Below are 14,100 nucleotides of genomic sequence, written 5' to 3' on the forward strand. Positions count from 1 at the left end.
CGAACCGCTGGCCGCGGCGGGCCGGGCGGACCCCGGCCGGGTGGCCGCGCTGGCCGCCGAGACGGGCCTCACCGGCGACCTGCTCGGCCGCCGCCCGCACGAGGTGTCCGACGGGCAGCTCCAGCGCGCGTGCGTGGCGCGTGCGCTCTCCCTTCAGCCGCGCTATCTGGTCTGCGACGAGATGACCACCATGCTGGACGCCTCCACCCAGGCGCACCTGGTCGCGGTCGTCGAGGCCTACCGGGAGCGGAGCGGGGCGGGCGTGCTCGCCGTCAGCCACGACGACGCGCTGCTGGCCCGCTGGGCGCACCACCGGGTCCATCTCGGAGACCTCAAGGACCTCGGGGACCTCAAGGACCTCGGGGACTGAGTCCGGCGTCCCGCGCCGCGCGCGGCCCCGGCGCGCCGCGCCGTACGCCCCGGGCCGGGCGGCGGGCGCGCTACGCCCGGCGGTGCAGGTAGTCGACCAGGGAGGCCTTCTCGGTCTCGAGCTCGTCGATGCTGCTCTTGACCACGTCGCCGATGCTGACCAGTCCCACCATCCGGCCCCCGGAGACCACCGGGATGTGCCGGATGCGGTGGTCGGTCATGGTGCGGCGGAGGTCGTCGGCGTTGTCCTCGGGTGAGCAGGTGCGCACCTCGGTCGTCATGATGGCCGACACGGGCCCGTCGAGCACCTGCGCGCCGCGGTCGTGGAGCCGCCGGACGATGTCGCGCTCGGAGACGATGCCCGCGATCGACGAGCCGTCCGGGGAGACCACCGCGGCGCCGATGTTGTTGTCCGCCAGGACGCCCAGCAGCTGGGTGACGGTCGTGTCCGGATGGACGGTCGCCACGCTGGTTCCCTTGCCGTGAAGTATCCTGCCGATCAGCATTGGCACCACCTCGGTTTCAGCCTCGCTCGGGGGGTATCCCCTTACATTGCCCCGCCGCGCCTGCGGCTAAGCGCCCGCGGCGGCAAACCTCGGCCCTGGGTGTGAACCTCAAGAACCTCAGGGGCGAACCTCAGGGACCTCCGCCCGCGGCGGCGGCCTCAGACGACCGGGAGCAGCCGGACGGCGTCCAGGGCCAGGGCGAGTTCGACGATGTCCAGCGGCCTGGCCAGCGAGCGGCCGGTGAGCTGCTCGATCCTGCGGATGCGGTTGAAGACGGTGTTGCGGTGGCAGTAGAGCTGCCCGGCGGCGCGCATCGCCGACCCCTCGCAGCGCAGCCACGCCTCCAGGGTGCCGAGCAGCACCTCGCGGTCGGCCGGGTCGAGGGCCAGGATGGGCCGGAGCACCGCGGCGCTGAGGTGGCCGGCGAGCTCGGGCTGGCTGACCACCAGCGCGGCGGGGAGCCGGTCCTCCAGCCGGGCGATCTCGGGGCCCTCCCCCGTGCAGGTCCGCAGGGCCAGTTCGGCGAGCCGGCGGGCCTGGGCGAGCTCGGCCAGGCCCTCGACCACCGGGCTGATCCCGGCGCAGCCGAGGACGTGCGGGCGCAGGGCCCCGGTCAGCTCCTCCACGCCCTCGTCGTGGAGCAGGGCGACGGCCACCTCGTAGTCGGGGCGCATCCGCCACAGCAGCCGGACGCCTCCCAGGGCCGCCGGGCGGGAGCCGTCGTCGGCGTGCCCGCCGCGGCCGGGCAGCCGGGTGATGACGACCGCGTAGCGGCCGAGCTCCGGCAGGTCCAGCGCCGCGGCGGCGCTGCGTACCAGCGCGGCGTCGGCCCGGTCCTCCAGGAGGGCGTCGAGCAGTGCCTGGACCCGCTCGGCGGTGCGGCCGAACATCTCGGCCTCCCTCCTGCGGTAGGACTCGGCGGCCGCGACGGCCTGCCGGTCGACGGCGTTCCAGACCTTGGTGGCGCTGCGGATGAGCACCGGGAGGCTGTCGGGCTCCTCCTCGGTGACGACCCCGACCAGCCCGTCCCACATCACCTGCGCCGAGACCCGGTAGCTGCGCAGCAGCGAGTCCATCGGCAGGCCCTGCTCGGCGCGGCGGCGGGCCGTGCGCTCGGCCTGCTGCAGGTCCCGGCGCTCGGGCCGGGGCAGCAGGATCGCGCCGATGCCCGTCTCCATGGCCTCGTACACGCTCTGCCAGTGGTCGTCGGTGGGCACCATCCTGCGGTAGGCCTCGTCGGTGTCGCGGGTCCTGGCCACGAGCTCGTCGGTGAGCTCCGGGAGCCGCTCCAGCAGCCGGCTCGCAGCCAGGCGCATGATCCTGCGCACCTCGTCGTCGTCGGCGGACCGGATCCCCATCTGGCCATCGTGTCAGCGCACATGGAGCGGAACAAGGTTCTGTTTCGTTTCGTGATCCCGTGTTGTGCTGGAGCACAACCCGCACCGGCCCTCCGTGGGCGGACGCCCCGACTTCACCCGGCCCTCTGGACGCCGGTGGACCGCGTGGGTTGGGTGCGTTCATCGGTTGTCAGGAGGCATGCATATGAACGTCCACGCCCCCCCGGCCGCCCGGAGACTCCGGGCTCTCGGTCAGGGATCTGGCGGTGAACTACGGGCCCGTGACGGCCCTGCGCGGGATCTCCCTGGACGTGCCGCGCGGGGCGGTCGTGACGGTGCTCGGCGGCAACGGCGCGGGCAAGTCCACGCTGCTGCGCGCCATCTCGGGAACGCTCCGCTTCCAGCGCGGCGGGATCACCTCGGGCGAGGTGGCCCTCGACGGCGTGGCGCTGTCCGGCACCGCCACCTCGGCCGTCGTCGCGCGCGGCGTCGTGCAGGTCCCCGAGGGCCGCAGGGTCTTCGCGCGGATGACCGTGGAGGAGAACCTGCGGGCCGGCGCGCTCGGGGCGCGGGACCGCAGGTCCGCCGCCGAGGCCAGGGAGCGGGTGCTGGAGCTCTTCCCGGTGCTCGCCGAACGGGCCCGCCAGCGCGCCGGCCTGCTGTCCGGCGGCGAGCAGCAGATGCTCGCGATGGGCCGGGCGATGATGGCCTGCCCGGAGGTGCTCCTGCTCGACGAGCCCACGCTCGGTCTGGCGCCGCTGATGGCGGCCCGGATCGCCGCGACCGTGCGGGAGATCAACGCCCAGGGCACGACGGTGCTCCTGGTGGAGCAGAACGCCGCCCTGGCCCTGTCCCTGGCCTCCCACGCCTACGTGCTGGAGGTCGGCGAGATCGCCCTGTCCGGCCCGGCCGCCGAACTCGCCGCCAGCGACGAGGTGCGCCGCCGCTACCTGGGCGTCGGCGGTGACGCCGAAGACCCACCGGGCCTGCCGGGCGGCGCGGCCGCCCGCCGTCCCGCACTGAGCAGGTGGTCGGCATGACCGTGTCCCCTTCCGCGTCCCCTATCGGACGGTCCGCATGAGCGATACATACCAACCGGACGGTATGACCTCCGTCCCCCGGCTGGAGGTCCGCGACGTCACCGTGCGCTTCGCCGGGCTCACCGCGCTGGACTCGGTCAGCTTCAGCATCGAGCCGGGCAGCGTGCACGCGGTCATCGGCCCCAACGGCGCGGGCAAGTCGACCTGCTTCAACGTCCTGTCGGGCGTCTACCGGGCCACCTCCGGCAGCGTGCGCTTCGGCGACGCCGAGCTGACCGCCCTGGCCCCCCACCGCATCGCCGGGCTGGGCCTGGCCCGCACCTTCCAGAACATCGCGCTCTCGCCGCACCTGTCGGTGCGCGACAACCTGATGCTCGGGCGGCACCGGCTGACCCGCGCCGGTTTCGTCTCGGCCGGGCTGCGCCTGCCGTCCGCCCGCCGGGAGGCCGCCCGGCACAACGCCCGGGTGGAGGAGATCGCCGCCTTCGTGGGCCTCACCGAGCGCCTGGACGTGCCCGTGGGCCTGCTGCCGTACGGCGTGCAGAAGCGCGTCGAGCTGGCCCGGGCCCTGTGCATGGAGCCCAGGCTGCTGATGCTCGACGAGCCGGTGGCCGGCATGAACGGCGGCGAGCGGCGCGACATGGCCGAGCTGATCGGCGCCGTCCGCGAGAGCCTCGGGATCTCGATCCTGCTCGTGGAGCACGACATGGGGATGGTGATGCGCCTGGCCGACGCCGTGACGGTCCTGGACTTCGGCAGGCTCATCGCCGACGGCCCCCCGCAGGAGGTCCAGAACGATCCGGAGGTCATCCGGGCGTACCTGGGCGCGACGAGCGAGACCGAGGAGGCCGCTTCGTGAGCACTTTCATCGAACTGCTGGTGAGCGGGGTCTCGGTGGGCGCGGTGTACGCGCTGATCGCCCTGGGGTTCGTCGTCATCTTCAAGGCGACCGAGGTGGTGAACTTCGCGCACGCCTCGCTGCTGCTGGTCGGCGGATTCGTCATCGCCAAGACGCATCCGCTGGTCGGGTTCTGGACCGCCCTGCTGCTCGGCGTCGCCGGGGCGGCCGCCCTGGGCGCCCTGATCGAGTTCGCGGTCATCCGCCGGGCGAACGTCCTGTCGCACAGCGTGCTGGCGATCGTGACGATCGGCGTCGACCTGATCCTGGTCACCGAGCTGACCCGGCAGATCGGCACCGAGGTGCTCGCGCTCGGCGACCCGTGGGGCAGCGACGTCCTGCAGCTGGGGTCGGTCAACCTCCCGGCCACCCGGATCGCCGCGCTCGTCGCGGCGGCCGTCGTGATCACGGCGTTCCTGCTGGCGTTCAAGTACACCAGCTGGGGGGTGGCGATGCGCGCCACCGCGGAGGACTCCGAGACCGCCGCCCTGATGGGCGTGCGGCGCGGCCGGGTCTCGATGGGGGCCTGGGCGGTCGCCGGAGCGCTCGCCGCCGTCGCCGCACTGTTCATGTGCGTCTTCCCCACCCCCGGCCTGGACCGCAACGTGACCGCCGTGGCGATGAAGGCCTTCCCCGCGGCGATCCTCGGCGGCCTGGACTCCACCGGCGGCGCGCTCGCCGGCGGCTTCATCATCGGCATCACCGAGTCGCTGGTCGGCGGCTACCAGGAGGAGCTGTCCTTCCTGGGCCGGGGGCTCGGCGACGTCGCCCCCTTCCTGGTGATGATCGTCGTCCTGCTCATCCGCCCGCGGGCTGTTCGGGACGAAGGAGCTGGCCCGTGTCTAAGCTCGTCACTCCCCTGTGGTGGGTCCTGGTGGCCGCCGGCGTCGTCGTCGCGCCGTTCTACCTGGACGGCATCTGGCTGCAGGACGGCCTCTTCGCGATGGCGGCGGCGATCGGCGCCATCGGCCTCAACCTGCTGACCGGCGCCACCGGCCAGCTCTCCATGGGCCACGCGTTCTTCCTGGCGGTCGGCGCCTTCGGCTACGTCTACTTCGCCTCCGCGCCCTCGGGTGACGGCGAGTTCGGCGGGCTGGACCTGCCCACCCCCCTGGCGGCGGTGCTCGCGGTGCTGCTGGCGGGCGTCGCGGGCGGCCTGTTCAGCCCCATCGCCGGCCGCCTCAAGGGCGCCTACCTCGGCATCGCCACCCTGGCGCTGATCTTCATCGGCCACTTCGTGATGTCCAACGCCACCCCGGTGACCGGCGGCCACAACGGCCGGCCGGTGCCGCCGATGGAACTGTTCGGGTTCGCCTTCACCGACACGCCGGAGCCCCTGGTGATCGCCGGGGTGCCGTTCGGCGCGCTGGAGCGGCTCTGGTTCCTCGGCGTCGTCCTGCTGGTCGGCGCGGGGCTGTTCGCCCGCGGCGTGCTGCGGGGCCGCCCGGGGCGGGCCATGAACACCATCCGCGACCACGAGATCGCCGCCGGGGTGATGGGCGTCCCGGTGACCCGCTACCGCGCCGGCGTGTTCGTGCTCTCGTCGATGTACGGCGGGCTCGCCGGCGTGCTGATCGCCCTGGTCTTCCGGCAGACCGTGCCGGACTACTTCGGCCTCATCCTGGCCCTGTCCTACCTGGCGATGATCATCATCGGCGGGCTGGGCTCGGTCGCGGGAGCGGTGATCGGCGCGTTCTTCGTGTCATGCTGCCCTCGCTGTTCACCCGCTACAGCGACGCGCTGCCCCTGGTCGCGCCCACCGGCCAGGAGGGGATCGGGGCCGCCGAGGCCGCCCAGATCCTGTACGGCCTCGCCGTCGTCGTCGTGGTCCTCTTCCTGCCCGGCGGGCTGTTCGGCCTGTTCACCAAGGCCCGCCTCCGCCTCACCCGGCGCGCGGCGCCCGCCGCGCCGGCCGCGCCCGCTCTCACGCCCACCCCCGAGACGAGGAACTGACATGAGAATCTCACGGAGCTCCCGAGGGCTCGCCGCCCTGGCGGCCCTGGCACTGGCCGTCACCGCCTGCGCCAGCGAGAAGGCCGTCGGCGGAGGGCGGGGGCGGCGCCGCCGCCTCCGGCGACGGGGTGAAGACCGGTCCCGGCGTGACCGCCGACACCATCACGATCGGCATGATCACCGACCTGACCGGCCCTTACGCCTCGTTCGGCAAGAGCCTGACCAACGCCCAGCAGCTCTACTTCGAGCAGGTCAACCAGGCCGGCGGCATCTGCGGCCGGACCCTGGAGTCGATCGTCCGCGATCACGGCTACGACGTGCAGAAGGCCGTGGCCGCCTACACCGAGATCGGCCCGAAGTCGGTCGCGCTCGCCCACGTCGTCGGCTCCCCCATGGTCAACGCGGTCAAGCAGCGCATCGAGGCCGACCGGATGCTCACCATCCCGCAGGCGTGGGCCACCCACCTGCTCGGCAGCGAGCCGATCCAGGTCACCGGGACCACCTACGACATCGACATGATCAACGGTGTCGAGTACCTGGTGAAGGAGAAGGGCATCAAGTCCGGCGACTCCATCGGGCACCTGTACTTCGAGGGCGACTACGGCGAGACCGCGCTCAACGGCTCCAAGTTCGCCGCCGGCAAGCTCGGCCTGAAGCTCGTGGAGCAGAAGATCAAGGCGACCGACCAGGACATGACCGCCCAGGTCGCGGCGTTCAAGAAGGCCGGGGTCAAGGCGATCCTCGTCTCCGTCGGCCCCCGGCAGACCGCCTCCCTCGTCGGCGTCGCCCTGGCCGGCGGCATGAAGGTGCCGTTCCTCGGGAGCAACTCGGCCTACTCCCCGCAGCTGCTGCCCACCCCGGCCGGCCCGGCGCTGCTGGCCGCCTTCGAGTACGTGACCGCGGGCGCCCCGATGAGCTCGGACCTGCCCGCCATCAAGAAGCTGGGCGAGGACTACAAGGCCAAGTACCCGGGCGACGCGATCGACAGCGGCGTCTCCGCCGGCTACACCGCGGCGGGCATCGTGGTCGACGCGCTCAAGAAGGCCTGCGAGGGCAAGGACCTCACCCGGGCCGCCGTGGTCGCCGCGCACCGCGGCCAGAGCGCCTGGGGCGAGCAGTACGGCGGGACCATGGACTTCACCATGTTCGACAAGCCCGCCTCCCTGCGGTCCTACGTCGTCAAGCCGGACAAGGAGGCCCTGGGCGGCGCGGTCGTCGTCAAGGAGCCGTTCACGGCCGACATCGTCAAGGACTACCAGGTCCCCTCCGGGAGCTGACCCGCCCCGGCCCGGTCCGCCGGCCGAAGGACCGGGCCACCGTACGGCCCGCACCTTCCTGCGGACCGGCCACCGTACGCCCGCGCGGCCCGGAGCCGGCCACCGTACGGCCCGCGCCGCCCTTCCCGGGGCGGTGCGGGCCGTATCCTTCGGCAATGACCGACAAGTTGAACACCGGCAGCCACGACCTGCCGGTCTCCGACGCCCTGGCGGCCTTCATGGAGACCGGGTGGGCCGACAGCCACCGCGGCGACCTGGCCCCGCTGCCCCTCGCGGCCTACACGGCCAAGCGGCGCGCGGTGCTCGCCGCCCGCTTCCCCGGCGAGCGGCTCGTCATCCCCTCGGGAACCCTGAAGGTCCGCAGCAACGACAGCGACTACCGCTTCCGGTCGCACAGCGCGTTCACCTACCTGACCGGCGACCAGGAGCCCGACGACGTCCTGGTCGTCGAGCCGTCCGGGGAGGCGCGGCTCTTCCTGCGCCCCCGCTCGCCGCGCTCGGCGCCGGGGACCGCCGGGCAGGAGTTCTACCGGGACCGCCGCTACGGCGAGTTCTGGGTGGGCCGCCGCCCCGACCTGGCCGAGGCGGAGGCGCTCTACCAGGTCGGCTGCGCGCCGATCGACCGGCTCGACGAGGCGCTGGGCGGGCCGCCCGGGTGCTGCGCGGGGTGGACGCCTCCGTCGACGCCCGGGTCGCGCCGCACGACGGCGACGCCGAGCTGGAGGCGTTCCTGTCCGAGATGCGGCTGATCAAGGACGAGTGGGAGGTCGCCGAGCTGCAGTTCTCGGTGGACGCCACCGTCCGCGGATTCGAGGACGTGGTGCGGGCGCTGCCCGCCGCCCTGCCCCACCCGCGCGGCGAGCGCTACCTGGAGGGCGTCTTCGGCCTGCGCGCCCGCCTGGAGGGCAACGGAGGCGGCTACGACAGCATCGTGGCCTCCGGCGCCCACGCCTGCGTGCTGCACTGGATCCGCAACGACGGCCGCCTGGACTCCGGCGACCTGCTGCTGCTGGACGCCGGCGTGGAGACCGACAACCTCTACACCGCCGACATCACCCGGACCCTGCCGCTGTCGGGCCGCTTCAGCCCCGTCCAGCGCCAGGTCTACGAGCTGGTCTACGAGGCGCAGAACGCGGCCATCGCCACGCTGCGGCCGGGTGCGCGGTTCCGCGACTTCCACCGGGCCGCCATGCGGGTCATCGCCGAGGGCCTGCACGACTGGGGCGTGCTCAAGATCAGCCCCGACGAGGCGATGGAGCCCGGCAGCGGCCTGTACCGCCGCTACACCCTGTGCAGCAGCGGCCACATGCTCGGCATGGACGTGCACGACTGCGCCCGGGCCCGCTCGGAGGTCTACCTGGACGGCGTGCTGGAGGAGGGCCAGGTGCTCACCGTCGAGCCCGGCCTGTACCTGCAGCCGGACGACCTGACCCTCCCGCCGGAGCTGCGCGGCATCGGCGTGCGCATCGAGGACGACCTCGTCGTCACCGCCGACGGCGCCCGGCTCATGTCGGCCGGGCTGCCCCGCCACCCCGACGAGGTCGAGAGCTGGATGGCCGGCCTGTCCGGCTGACCCGGCGGAACCGCCGGACCGGCGGGAAAGTGTGAGGCCCTGACAAGTCGCGATCGGGGCCTCATCCCTTTCGCGCAAATTCCCCGGCAGGCATCGACTTACCGGACGGACCGTCATTAGCGTGACTGCTCCAAGGTCGTAGCCGCGGAATCCGAGGTGACCGATGGCGGACGCCATGCCGAGCAGCGTCGGGGACGGCGGGGGCGCCGGGACCGCCGGGACCGCCCGGGCCGCCGGAGACGCTGCGGGCGGCCGGGGCGCTCGGACCACCGGGACCACCGGGAGCAGGACCGCCGGGAGCAGGGTCGCAGGCCTCCTCGCGCGCACCGCCTCCGGCGCGCTCGACCGGGTCGGCGACATGTCGGTGATCGCGCTGGAGGGCTTCCGGCGCAGCTGGGACGTGCGGACCTGGTTCTGGGAGTTCGTCCAGCAGTGCTGGTTCCTGGCCCGCGTCACCAGCCTGCCGGTGCTGCTGGTCTCGCTCCCCCTCGGGGCCACCGTCGCCCTGCAGGTCGGCGACCTGGCCTGGCAGCTGGGCGCCTCCTCCGCCACCGGCGGCGCGGTCGTGGTCGGCCTGGTCCGCGAGGTCGCCCCGATGGCCTCGGCGCTGCTCATCGCCGGGGCGGGCGGGTCGGCGATGACCTCCGACATCGGCGCCCGCAACATCCGCGACGAGCTGGCCGCCATGGAGGTCATGGCGGTCAACCCGATCCACCGCCTGGTCACCCCGAGGCTCTGGGCGGCCAGCACCGTGGCGGTGCTGCTGGTCCCGCTGGTCATCGTGGCCGGGGCGGCCGGAGGCTACTTCTTCAACGTGATCGTGCAGGGCGTCACCTCCGGCGCCTACTTCGACGGCGCGACCTCCCTGCTGGTCACCAGCGACCTGCTGGTGACCCTGCTGAAAGCCTGGATCTTCGGCTTCATCGCGGCGATCATGTCCTGCTACTACGGCATGACCTGCCAGACCAGCCCGGTCGGCGTGGGCCGCGCGGTGAACCGGTCCACCGTCGTGACCTTCATGCTGGTCTTCGCCGTCAACTACGTGATCACGATGATCTACTTCCTCGCCTATCCGCCGAGGACCCTGTGATGGCGGTCCCGGGAGCGCGCACCGCCGGCCGGCGCGCCTACGACGTGCTCCTCGACGGGGCGGAGCGGCTGGCCTCGCTCTCCGACTGGCCGGTCTTCCTGGCGAAGGTCGTCTTCCACTCGGTCCGGGACATCATCCTGCGGGCCAGGTTCACCAAGGTCGTGCTCCGCCAGATCAGCGACGTCGTGGTGGGCGTCGGCGCGACCATCATCGGCGGCGGCATGGTCTTCGTGGCCTTCACCATGGCCTTCGCGGTGGGCGCCACCGTCGGGCTCCAGGGCTACCAGGGGCTGCAGGCGATCGGCGCCGAGTCGTTCATCGGCCTGGTGGGCAGCTTCGCCAACGTCCGGGAGATCACCCCGATCATCGCGGCGGTCGCGCTGGCCGCCCAGGTCGGCTCGTCGTTCACCGCGGAGCTCGGCGCGATGCGCATCTCCGAGGAGATCGACGCGCTCGAGGTGATGGGCATCAACGCCTTCACCTACCTGATCTGCACCCGGGTGGTGGCCGCGATGGTCGCGCTGATCCCGGTCTACCTGATCGCGCTGTTCGCCAGCTTCTTCGCCACCCGGCTGATGTGCACGGTCCTGTTCGGCATGGCGCCGGGCGTGTACGACTACTACTTCTACCTCGGCCTGCCGGCGGTCGACATCCTCTACAGCGTGATCAAGGTACTGGTCTTCGCCTTCGCCGTGATCAGCATCCACTGCCACTACGGGTTCAACGCCACCGGCGGCCCGGTCGGCGTGGGCACCGCCGCCGGGCGGGCGATCCGCCAGTCGATCGTCACCGTCGTCCTGCTCAACCTCCTGTTGTCCTACCTGTTCTGGGGCGGCGGCAGCAGCACGCCGCTGACGGGGTGAGCGGCCGTGGCCCGCGGCGTCCTCCCCCTGCCGGTCCGGCTGGCGATCTCGCTGGTCCTGATCACGGCCGTCACGGCGGCCCTGGTGCTCGCCGTACGGGGGGCGGCGGGCGTGAACGGCACGCGGCTGTCGGCGCTCTTCGGCCGGGCCGGGCAGGGGCTGGACCCCAACTCCCCCGTCAAGATCCGGGGGGTCACGGTGGGCGGGGTCGGCGCGGTGACGCTGGACCGCGCGGGCCGGGCCGTGGTGTCCCTGTACGTCGAGCCCGGAGTGAAGGTGCCCGAGACCGTCACCGCCGTGATCGAACCCAGCTCGATCTTCGGCCCCAAGTTCGTCGACCTGGTCCCCGGCGGCGGGGAGGCCCGCGGCCCCTACCTCGGCGACGGCGCGGTCATCACCAGGACCGAGGACCCGGTGGACCTGTCGGACTCCCTGGCCGACGCCTACGACGGGCTCGGCGCGGTGGACCCGGCCGACATCACGGCCATCGTGCACACCCTGGGACGCGGCCTGGACGGCAAGGGCCCGCAACTGCGCGGGATCGTCGACGGGGCTCAGACGGTCATCGGCGTCGCGCACCGGCGGCGCGCGGAGTTCACCCGCTTCATCGGCGACGCCGCGGCGCTGAGCGGCGCCCTGGCCGGCAAGGGCGACGAGCTGACGGGCATCGCCGCCGACGTCAACGTGCTCGCCCCCGGCCTGGTGGAGCGGGCCGGCAAGGTGCGGGCGCTGCTGCGGGAGTTCGACGAGCTGTCCGCGCTGACCGCCCACGGCCTGCCGCGCCCACCGCCGGGACCTCAAGGCGGCGGGGAACGCGGGCGAGCGCGCCGCGGCCCTGCTCGCCACGCAGCTCGGCATCGCCGGCGACGGCGTCCGGGGGCTCAACGGCCTGCTCGCCGGGTTGAACGACCTGATCGGCGGCAAGGGTCCGGGCCGCGCCAACCAGCTGAAGATGGCCGCCTACGTGCACACCGACCCCTGCGTGCTCTTCATCGGCGCCTGCCGCGCCGCGGACGGCGGGTGAGCCGTGGCCCGATCGGGAGACCGCGTCCAGCGGCGCCGCACGCTGGTCAAGCTCGTGCTGTTCCTGCTCGTCACGGTCACGCTGATCGTCGCGATCGGCGCGCAGATCGCCCGGGTGGGGACCGGCGACACCTACCGCCTGATCGGCGTCTTCGACGACGTCTCCGGGCTCCGCACGGGCGACCAGGTGAAGATCGCGGGAGCTCCGGTCGGCCAGGTCGACTCGATCGAGGTGGTCGGCGGCAGAGCCGAGGTGGTGCTGAGCGTGCGCACCTCGGTGCGGGTGCCCTCCGACAGCTCCGCGGCGGTCCGCTGGCGCGACGCGGTCGGCCAGCGGGTGGTGTACCTGGAGCCGGGGACCGCCGAGGACATGCTGGCCGACGGCGCGCGGGTGCGGCGGACCCGCTCGGTGGTGGACATCGGCGACCTGGTCGCCGACCTCGGCCCGCTCACCCGCAGCCTCGACCCCGAGCAGATCAACCGACTGCTCACCGCGGCGGGCGAGGCCCTGGACGGCAACCAGGAGGACATCCCGCGCCTGGTGGACGACCTCGGCGAGCTGACCGCCACCGTCGCCGGGCGCAAGGAGGTCGTCAAGGGGCTGCTGGAGGACTACGCCACGGTGACCGAGGTGATCGCCCGCCGGGACGAGCAGATCGCCCGGATGGTGGACGACCTGGTCGAGCTGACCGGCGCGTTCGCCCGCAACCGCAGGCTGGTCGACGAGGCGCTGGTGGAGCTGTCGGCCACGGCCCGGGTCACCGACCGGGTGCTCGGCGACAACGCCCGCGAGCTCGGCCGGGTGGTGGACCGCATGGCGCGCCTCACCGGCGGGGTGCGCCGCAACCTCGACGGCGTGGAGAAGCTGCTGGGCACGCTCACCCCGCCGCTGCAGCGCTCGTTCCAGGTGACCGGCCGGGGCCACTTCGTGACCACGGCGGTGCCCTGCGTCGCGCTCGGCCCGCTGCCCTGCCCCTACCCCATGGAGAACCCCCCGCCGCTGCGCGGCGGCCTCAAGCTCACCTCCGCGGGCGACCTGCGGCGCGTCCTGGTGGGGCCGTGATGATGGCGCTCAAGTCCTTCCGCGACCGCGACCGCAGGGTCGTCGGCGCGGTCTCGGCGGCGGCGCTCGCCGCCGTGCTGGCCGTCACCTTCCTGGTCGGCAACCTCGGCCTGCTGGAGGGCGGCTACACGATGTCGGCGATCCTGCCGGACGCCGCCGGCCTGCGCGCGGGCAACGACGTGCGGGTGGCGGGCGTGCCCGTCGGCGAGGTCACCGAGGTCCGCGCCGACTACGGCCGGGGCCACGTGGTGGTGACCTGGAGGGTCGACGACGGGATCAGGCTCGGCCCCCGGACCCGCGCCGAGGTCACCCTCTCCAACCTGCTGGGCGGGCGCTACATCAGGCTCACCGGGCCGGTCGTCCGGCCCTACATGGACGAGCTGCCCGAGTCGGAGCGGCTCATCCCGATGGAACGGACCGGCACCCCGACGCTGATCCCCGACGCGCTGAAAGACGCGACCCGGCTGGTGCAGCGGCTCGACACCGACGCGGTCGACAGGCTCCTGCGGGAGCTCTCCGAGCTGGAGCCCGCGCCCCGGGGCCGGGTGAGCCGGCTGCTGGACGACATCGGCGAGCTGTCGGAGGTCATCAGCGAGAGCGAGCCCGAGCTGCAGCGGCTGCTCGACGCCGGCGACCGGGTCATGAAGCTGCTGGACGCCAAAGACGCCCAGCTCGGCCGCCTCGTCGACTCCGTCGAGGTGATGCTCGACGAGCTGCGCCGCCGCCGGGCCGAGCTGAAGACCCTGCTCGGCGACGGCGGCGACCTGGTCGACGCCATCGGCGCCCTGATCGCCGAGCACGAGAGGAACCTGGTCGCGGTGGTGGACGACGCGTCCGCGATCGCGGGCCGCCTCGACTCCGCGCGCGGCCTCGACTCGGTCCTCGCCTGGGCCGGACCCGCCTTCTCCGGGCTGGCCGCCACCGGCGGGCGGGGCCCGTGGATCGACGTCATCGCCACCGGGCTCGGCCCGATCAACCCCGAGGTGCTCGGCGCCATCCGCAAGGACAGGAGGGACAGGTGACCCGCCCCGAACCGGTGACCCGCCCCGGACCCGTGGCCCGCCCGCTGACCCGCCCGGACCGCGACGCCGCCCCGGAGTCTCGGGGG

Annotated in this window: 15 protein-coding genes and 2 pseudogenes; 15 read left to right on the forward strand and 2 right to left on the reverse strand. The window is 73.2% G+C overall.

The genetic code is table 11. The features are described from left to right. A partial coding sequence (locus ACWJ6R_RS16120; RefSeq protein WP_449063006.1) for an ATP-binding cassette domain-containing protein occupies positions 1–370 on the forward strand: 370 nt, incomplete at its 5' end. A gap of 70 nt (positions 371–440) precedes the next feature. Here the strand turns inward: ACWJ6R_RS16120 and ACWJ6R_RS16125 are convergent. Both ACWJ6R_RS16125 and ACWJ6R_RS16130 read right to left on the reverse strand, forming a co-directional pair. Then, a complete protein-coding gene (locus ACWJ6R_RS16125) occupies positions 441–875 on the reverse strand; it encodes a CBS domain-containing protein (RefSeq protein ID WP_449063007.1) in 435 nt (144 codons plus the stop codon). A 158-nt stretch (positions 876–1,033) separates the two neighbouring features. Further along, on the reverse strand, positions 1,034–2,233 hold the full coding sequence (locus tag ACWJ6R_RS16130; RefSeq protein WP_449063008.1) for a PucR family transcriptional regulator: 1,200 nt from the start codon (positions 2,231–2,233) through the stop codon (positions 1,034–1,036). A 245-nt stretch (positions 2,234–2,478) separates the two neighbouring features. On the opposite strand from ACWJ6R_RS16130, the gene ACWJ6R_RS16135 reads away from it, so the two are divergent. The 14 genes and pseudogenes from ACWJ6R_RS16135 to ACWJ6R_RS16200 all read left to right on the forward strand — a co-directional run bounded on the left by ACWJ6R_RS16135 (position 2,479) and on the right by ACWJ6R_RS16200 (position 14,014). After that, on the forward strand, positions 2,479–3,252 hold the full coding sequence (locus ACWJ6R_RS16135; RefSeq protein WP_449063009.1) for an ABC transporter ATP-binding protein: 774 nt from the start codon (positions 2,479–2,481) through the stop codon (positions 3,250–3,252). 64 nt (positions 3,253–3,316) lie between these two features. After that, positions 3,317–4,111 carry an ABC transporter ATP-binding protein gene (locus tag ACWJ6R_RS16140; RefSeq protein ID WP_449063010.1) on the forward strand — a complete coding sequence of 265 codons (795 nt, stop codon included), beginning with the start codon at positions 3,317–3,319 and terminating at the stop codon, positions 4,109–4,111. Continuing rightward, positions 4,108–5,133, forward strand: a complete 1,026-nt coding sequence (locus tag ACWJ6R_RS16145; RefSeq protein ID WP_449063011.1) for a branched-chain amino acid ABC transporter permease — start codon at positions 4,108–4,110, stop codon at positions 5,131–5,133. Before ACWJ6R_RS16140 ends, ACWJ6R_RS16145 begins: the two co-directional genes overlap by 4 nt. After that, a pseudogene (locus ACWJ6R_RS16150) lies at positions 5,094–5,798 on the forward strand (branched-chain amino acid ABC transporter permease); the annotation flags it as partial. The gene ACWJ6R_RS16145 and the pseudogene ACWJ6R_RS16150, both read left to right, overlap by 40 nt. 56 nt (positions 5,799–5,854) lie before the next feature. Next, the gene (locus ACWJ6R_RS16155; protein WP_449063012.1) at positions 5,855–6,103 is read left to right on the forward strand and encodes a hypothetical protein; all 249 of its coding nucleotides are present in this window, start codon (positions 5,855–5,857) and stop codon (positions 6,101–6,103) included. Between the two features lie 146 nt (positions 6,104–6,249). Beyond that, positions 6,250–7,380, forward strand: coding sequence for an ABC transporter substrate-binding protein (locus ACWJ6R_RS16160; protein WP_449063013.1), 1,131 nt, complete (start codon positions 6,250–6,252; stop codon positions 7,378–7,380). Positions 7,381–7,535: 155 nt separating this feature from the next. Continuing rightward, positions 7,536–8,129 carry an aminopeptidase P N-terminal domain-containing protein gene (locus tag ACWJ6R_RS16165; protein ID WP_449063019.1) on the forward strand — a complete coding sequence of 198 codons (594 nt, stop codon included), beginning with the start codon at positions 7,536–7,538 and terminating at the stop codon, positions 8,127–8,129. Further along, positions 8,048–8,953, forward strand: coding sequence for a M24B family metallopeptidase (locus ACWJ6R_RS16170; RefSeq protein ID WP_449063014.1), 906 nt, complete (start codon positions 8,048–8,050; stop codon positions 8,951–8,953). Before ACWJ6R_RS16165 ends, ACWJ6R_RS16170 begins: the two co-directional genes overlap by 82 nt. 163 nt (positions 8,954–9,116) lie before the next feature. Beyond that, on the forward strand, positions 9,117–10,043 hold the full coding sequence (locus ACWJ6R_RS16175; protein WP_449063015.1) for an MlaE family ABC transporter permease: 927 nt from the start codon (positions 9,117–9,119) through the stop codon (positions 10,041–10,043). Beyond that, a complete protein-coding gene (locus tag ACWJ6R_RS16180) occupies positions 10,043–10,906 on the forward strand; it encodes an ABC transporter permease (protein WP_449063016.1) in 864 nt (287 codons plus the stop codon). The genes ACWJ6R_RS16175 and ACWJ6R_RS16180 overlap by 1 nt, the downstream gene beginning before the upstream one ends. An 84-nt stretch (positions 10,907–10,990) precedes the next feature. Beyond that, positions 10,991–11,617, forward strand: a pseudogene (locus ACWJ6R_RS16185) (MlaD family protein); the annotation flags it as partial. A 190-nt stretch (positions 11,618–11,807) separates the two neighbouring features. Further along, complete coding sequence (locus ACWJ6R_RS16190) at positions 11,808–11,930, forward strand: hypothetical protein (protein ID WP_449063017.1); 123 nt, start codon at positions 11,808–11,810, stop codon at positions 11,928–11,930. Between the two features lie 3 nt (positions 11,931–11,933). Further along, the gene (locus tag ACWJ6R_RS16195; RefSeq protein WP_449063018.1) at positions 11,934–12,992 is read left to right on the forward strand and encodes an MCE family protein; all 1,059 of its coding nucleotides are present in this window, start codon (positions 11,934–11,936) and stop codon (positions 12,990–12,992) included. Next, positions 12,992–14,014 carry an MlaD family protein gene (locus ACWJ6R_RS16200; RefSeq protein ID WP_449063020.1) on the forward strand — a complete coding sequence of 341 codons (1,023 nt, stop codon included), beginning with the start codon at positions 12,992–12,994 and terminating at the stop codon, positions 14,012–14,014. The genes ACWJ6R_RS16195 and ACWJ6R_RS16200 overlap by 1 nt, the downstream gene beginning before the upstream one ends. Positions 14,015–14,100: the final 86 nt, after the last annotated feature.

This window comes from Planomonospora algeriensis, assembly GCF_977012225.1.

Coding starts and splice junctions, on each gene's coding strand:
- ACWJ6R_RS16165 (WP_449063019.1), top strand. CDS start 7,536: ATGACCGACAAGTTGAACACCGGCAGCCACGACCTGCCGGTCTCCGAC.
- ACWJ6R_RS16180 (WP_449063016.1), top strand. CDS start 10,043: ATGGCGGTCCCGGGAGCGCGCACCGCCGGCCGGCGCGCCTACGACGTG.
- ACWJ6R_RS16130 (WP_449063008.1), bottom strand. CDS start 2,233: ATGGGGATCCGGTCCGCCGACGACGACGAGGTGCGCAGGATCATGCGC.
- ACWJ6R_RS16200 (WP_449063020.1), top strand. CDS start 12,992: ATGATGGCGCTCAAGTCCTTCCGCGACCGCGACCGCAGGGTCGTCGGC.
- ACWJ6R_RS16155 (WP_449063012.1), top strand. CDS start 5,855: ATGCTGCCCTCGCTGTTCACCCGCTACAGCGACGCGCTGCCCCTGGTC.
- ACWJ6R_RS16125 (WP_449063007.1), bottom strand. CDS start 875: ATGCTGATCGGCAGGATACTTCACGGCAAGGGAACCAGCGTGGCGACC.
- ACWJ6R_RS16175 (WP_449063015.1), top strand. CDS start 9,117: ATGGCGGACGCCATGCCGAGCAGCGTCGGGGACGGCGGGGGCGCCGGG.
- ACWJ6R_RS16140 (WP_449063010.1), top strand. CDS start 3,317: ATGACCTCCGTCCCCCGGCTGGAGGTCCGCGACGTCACCGTGCGCTTC.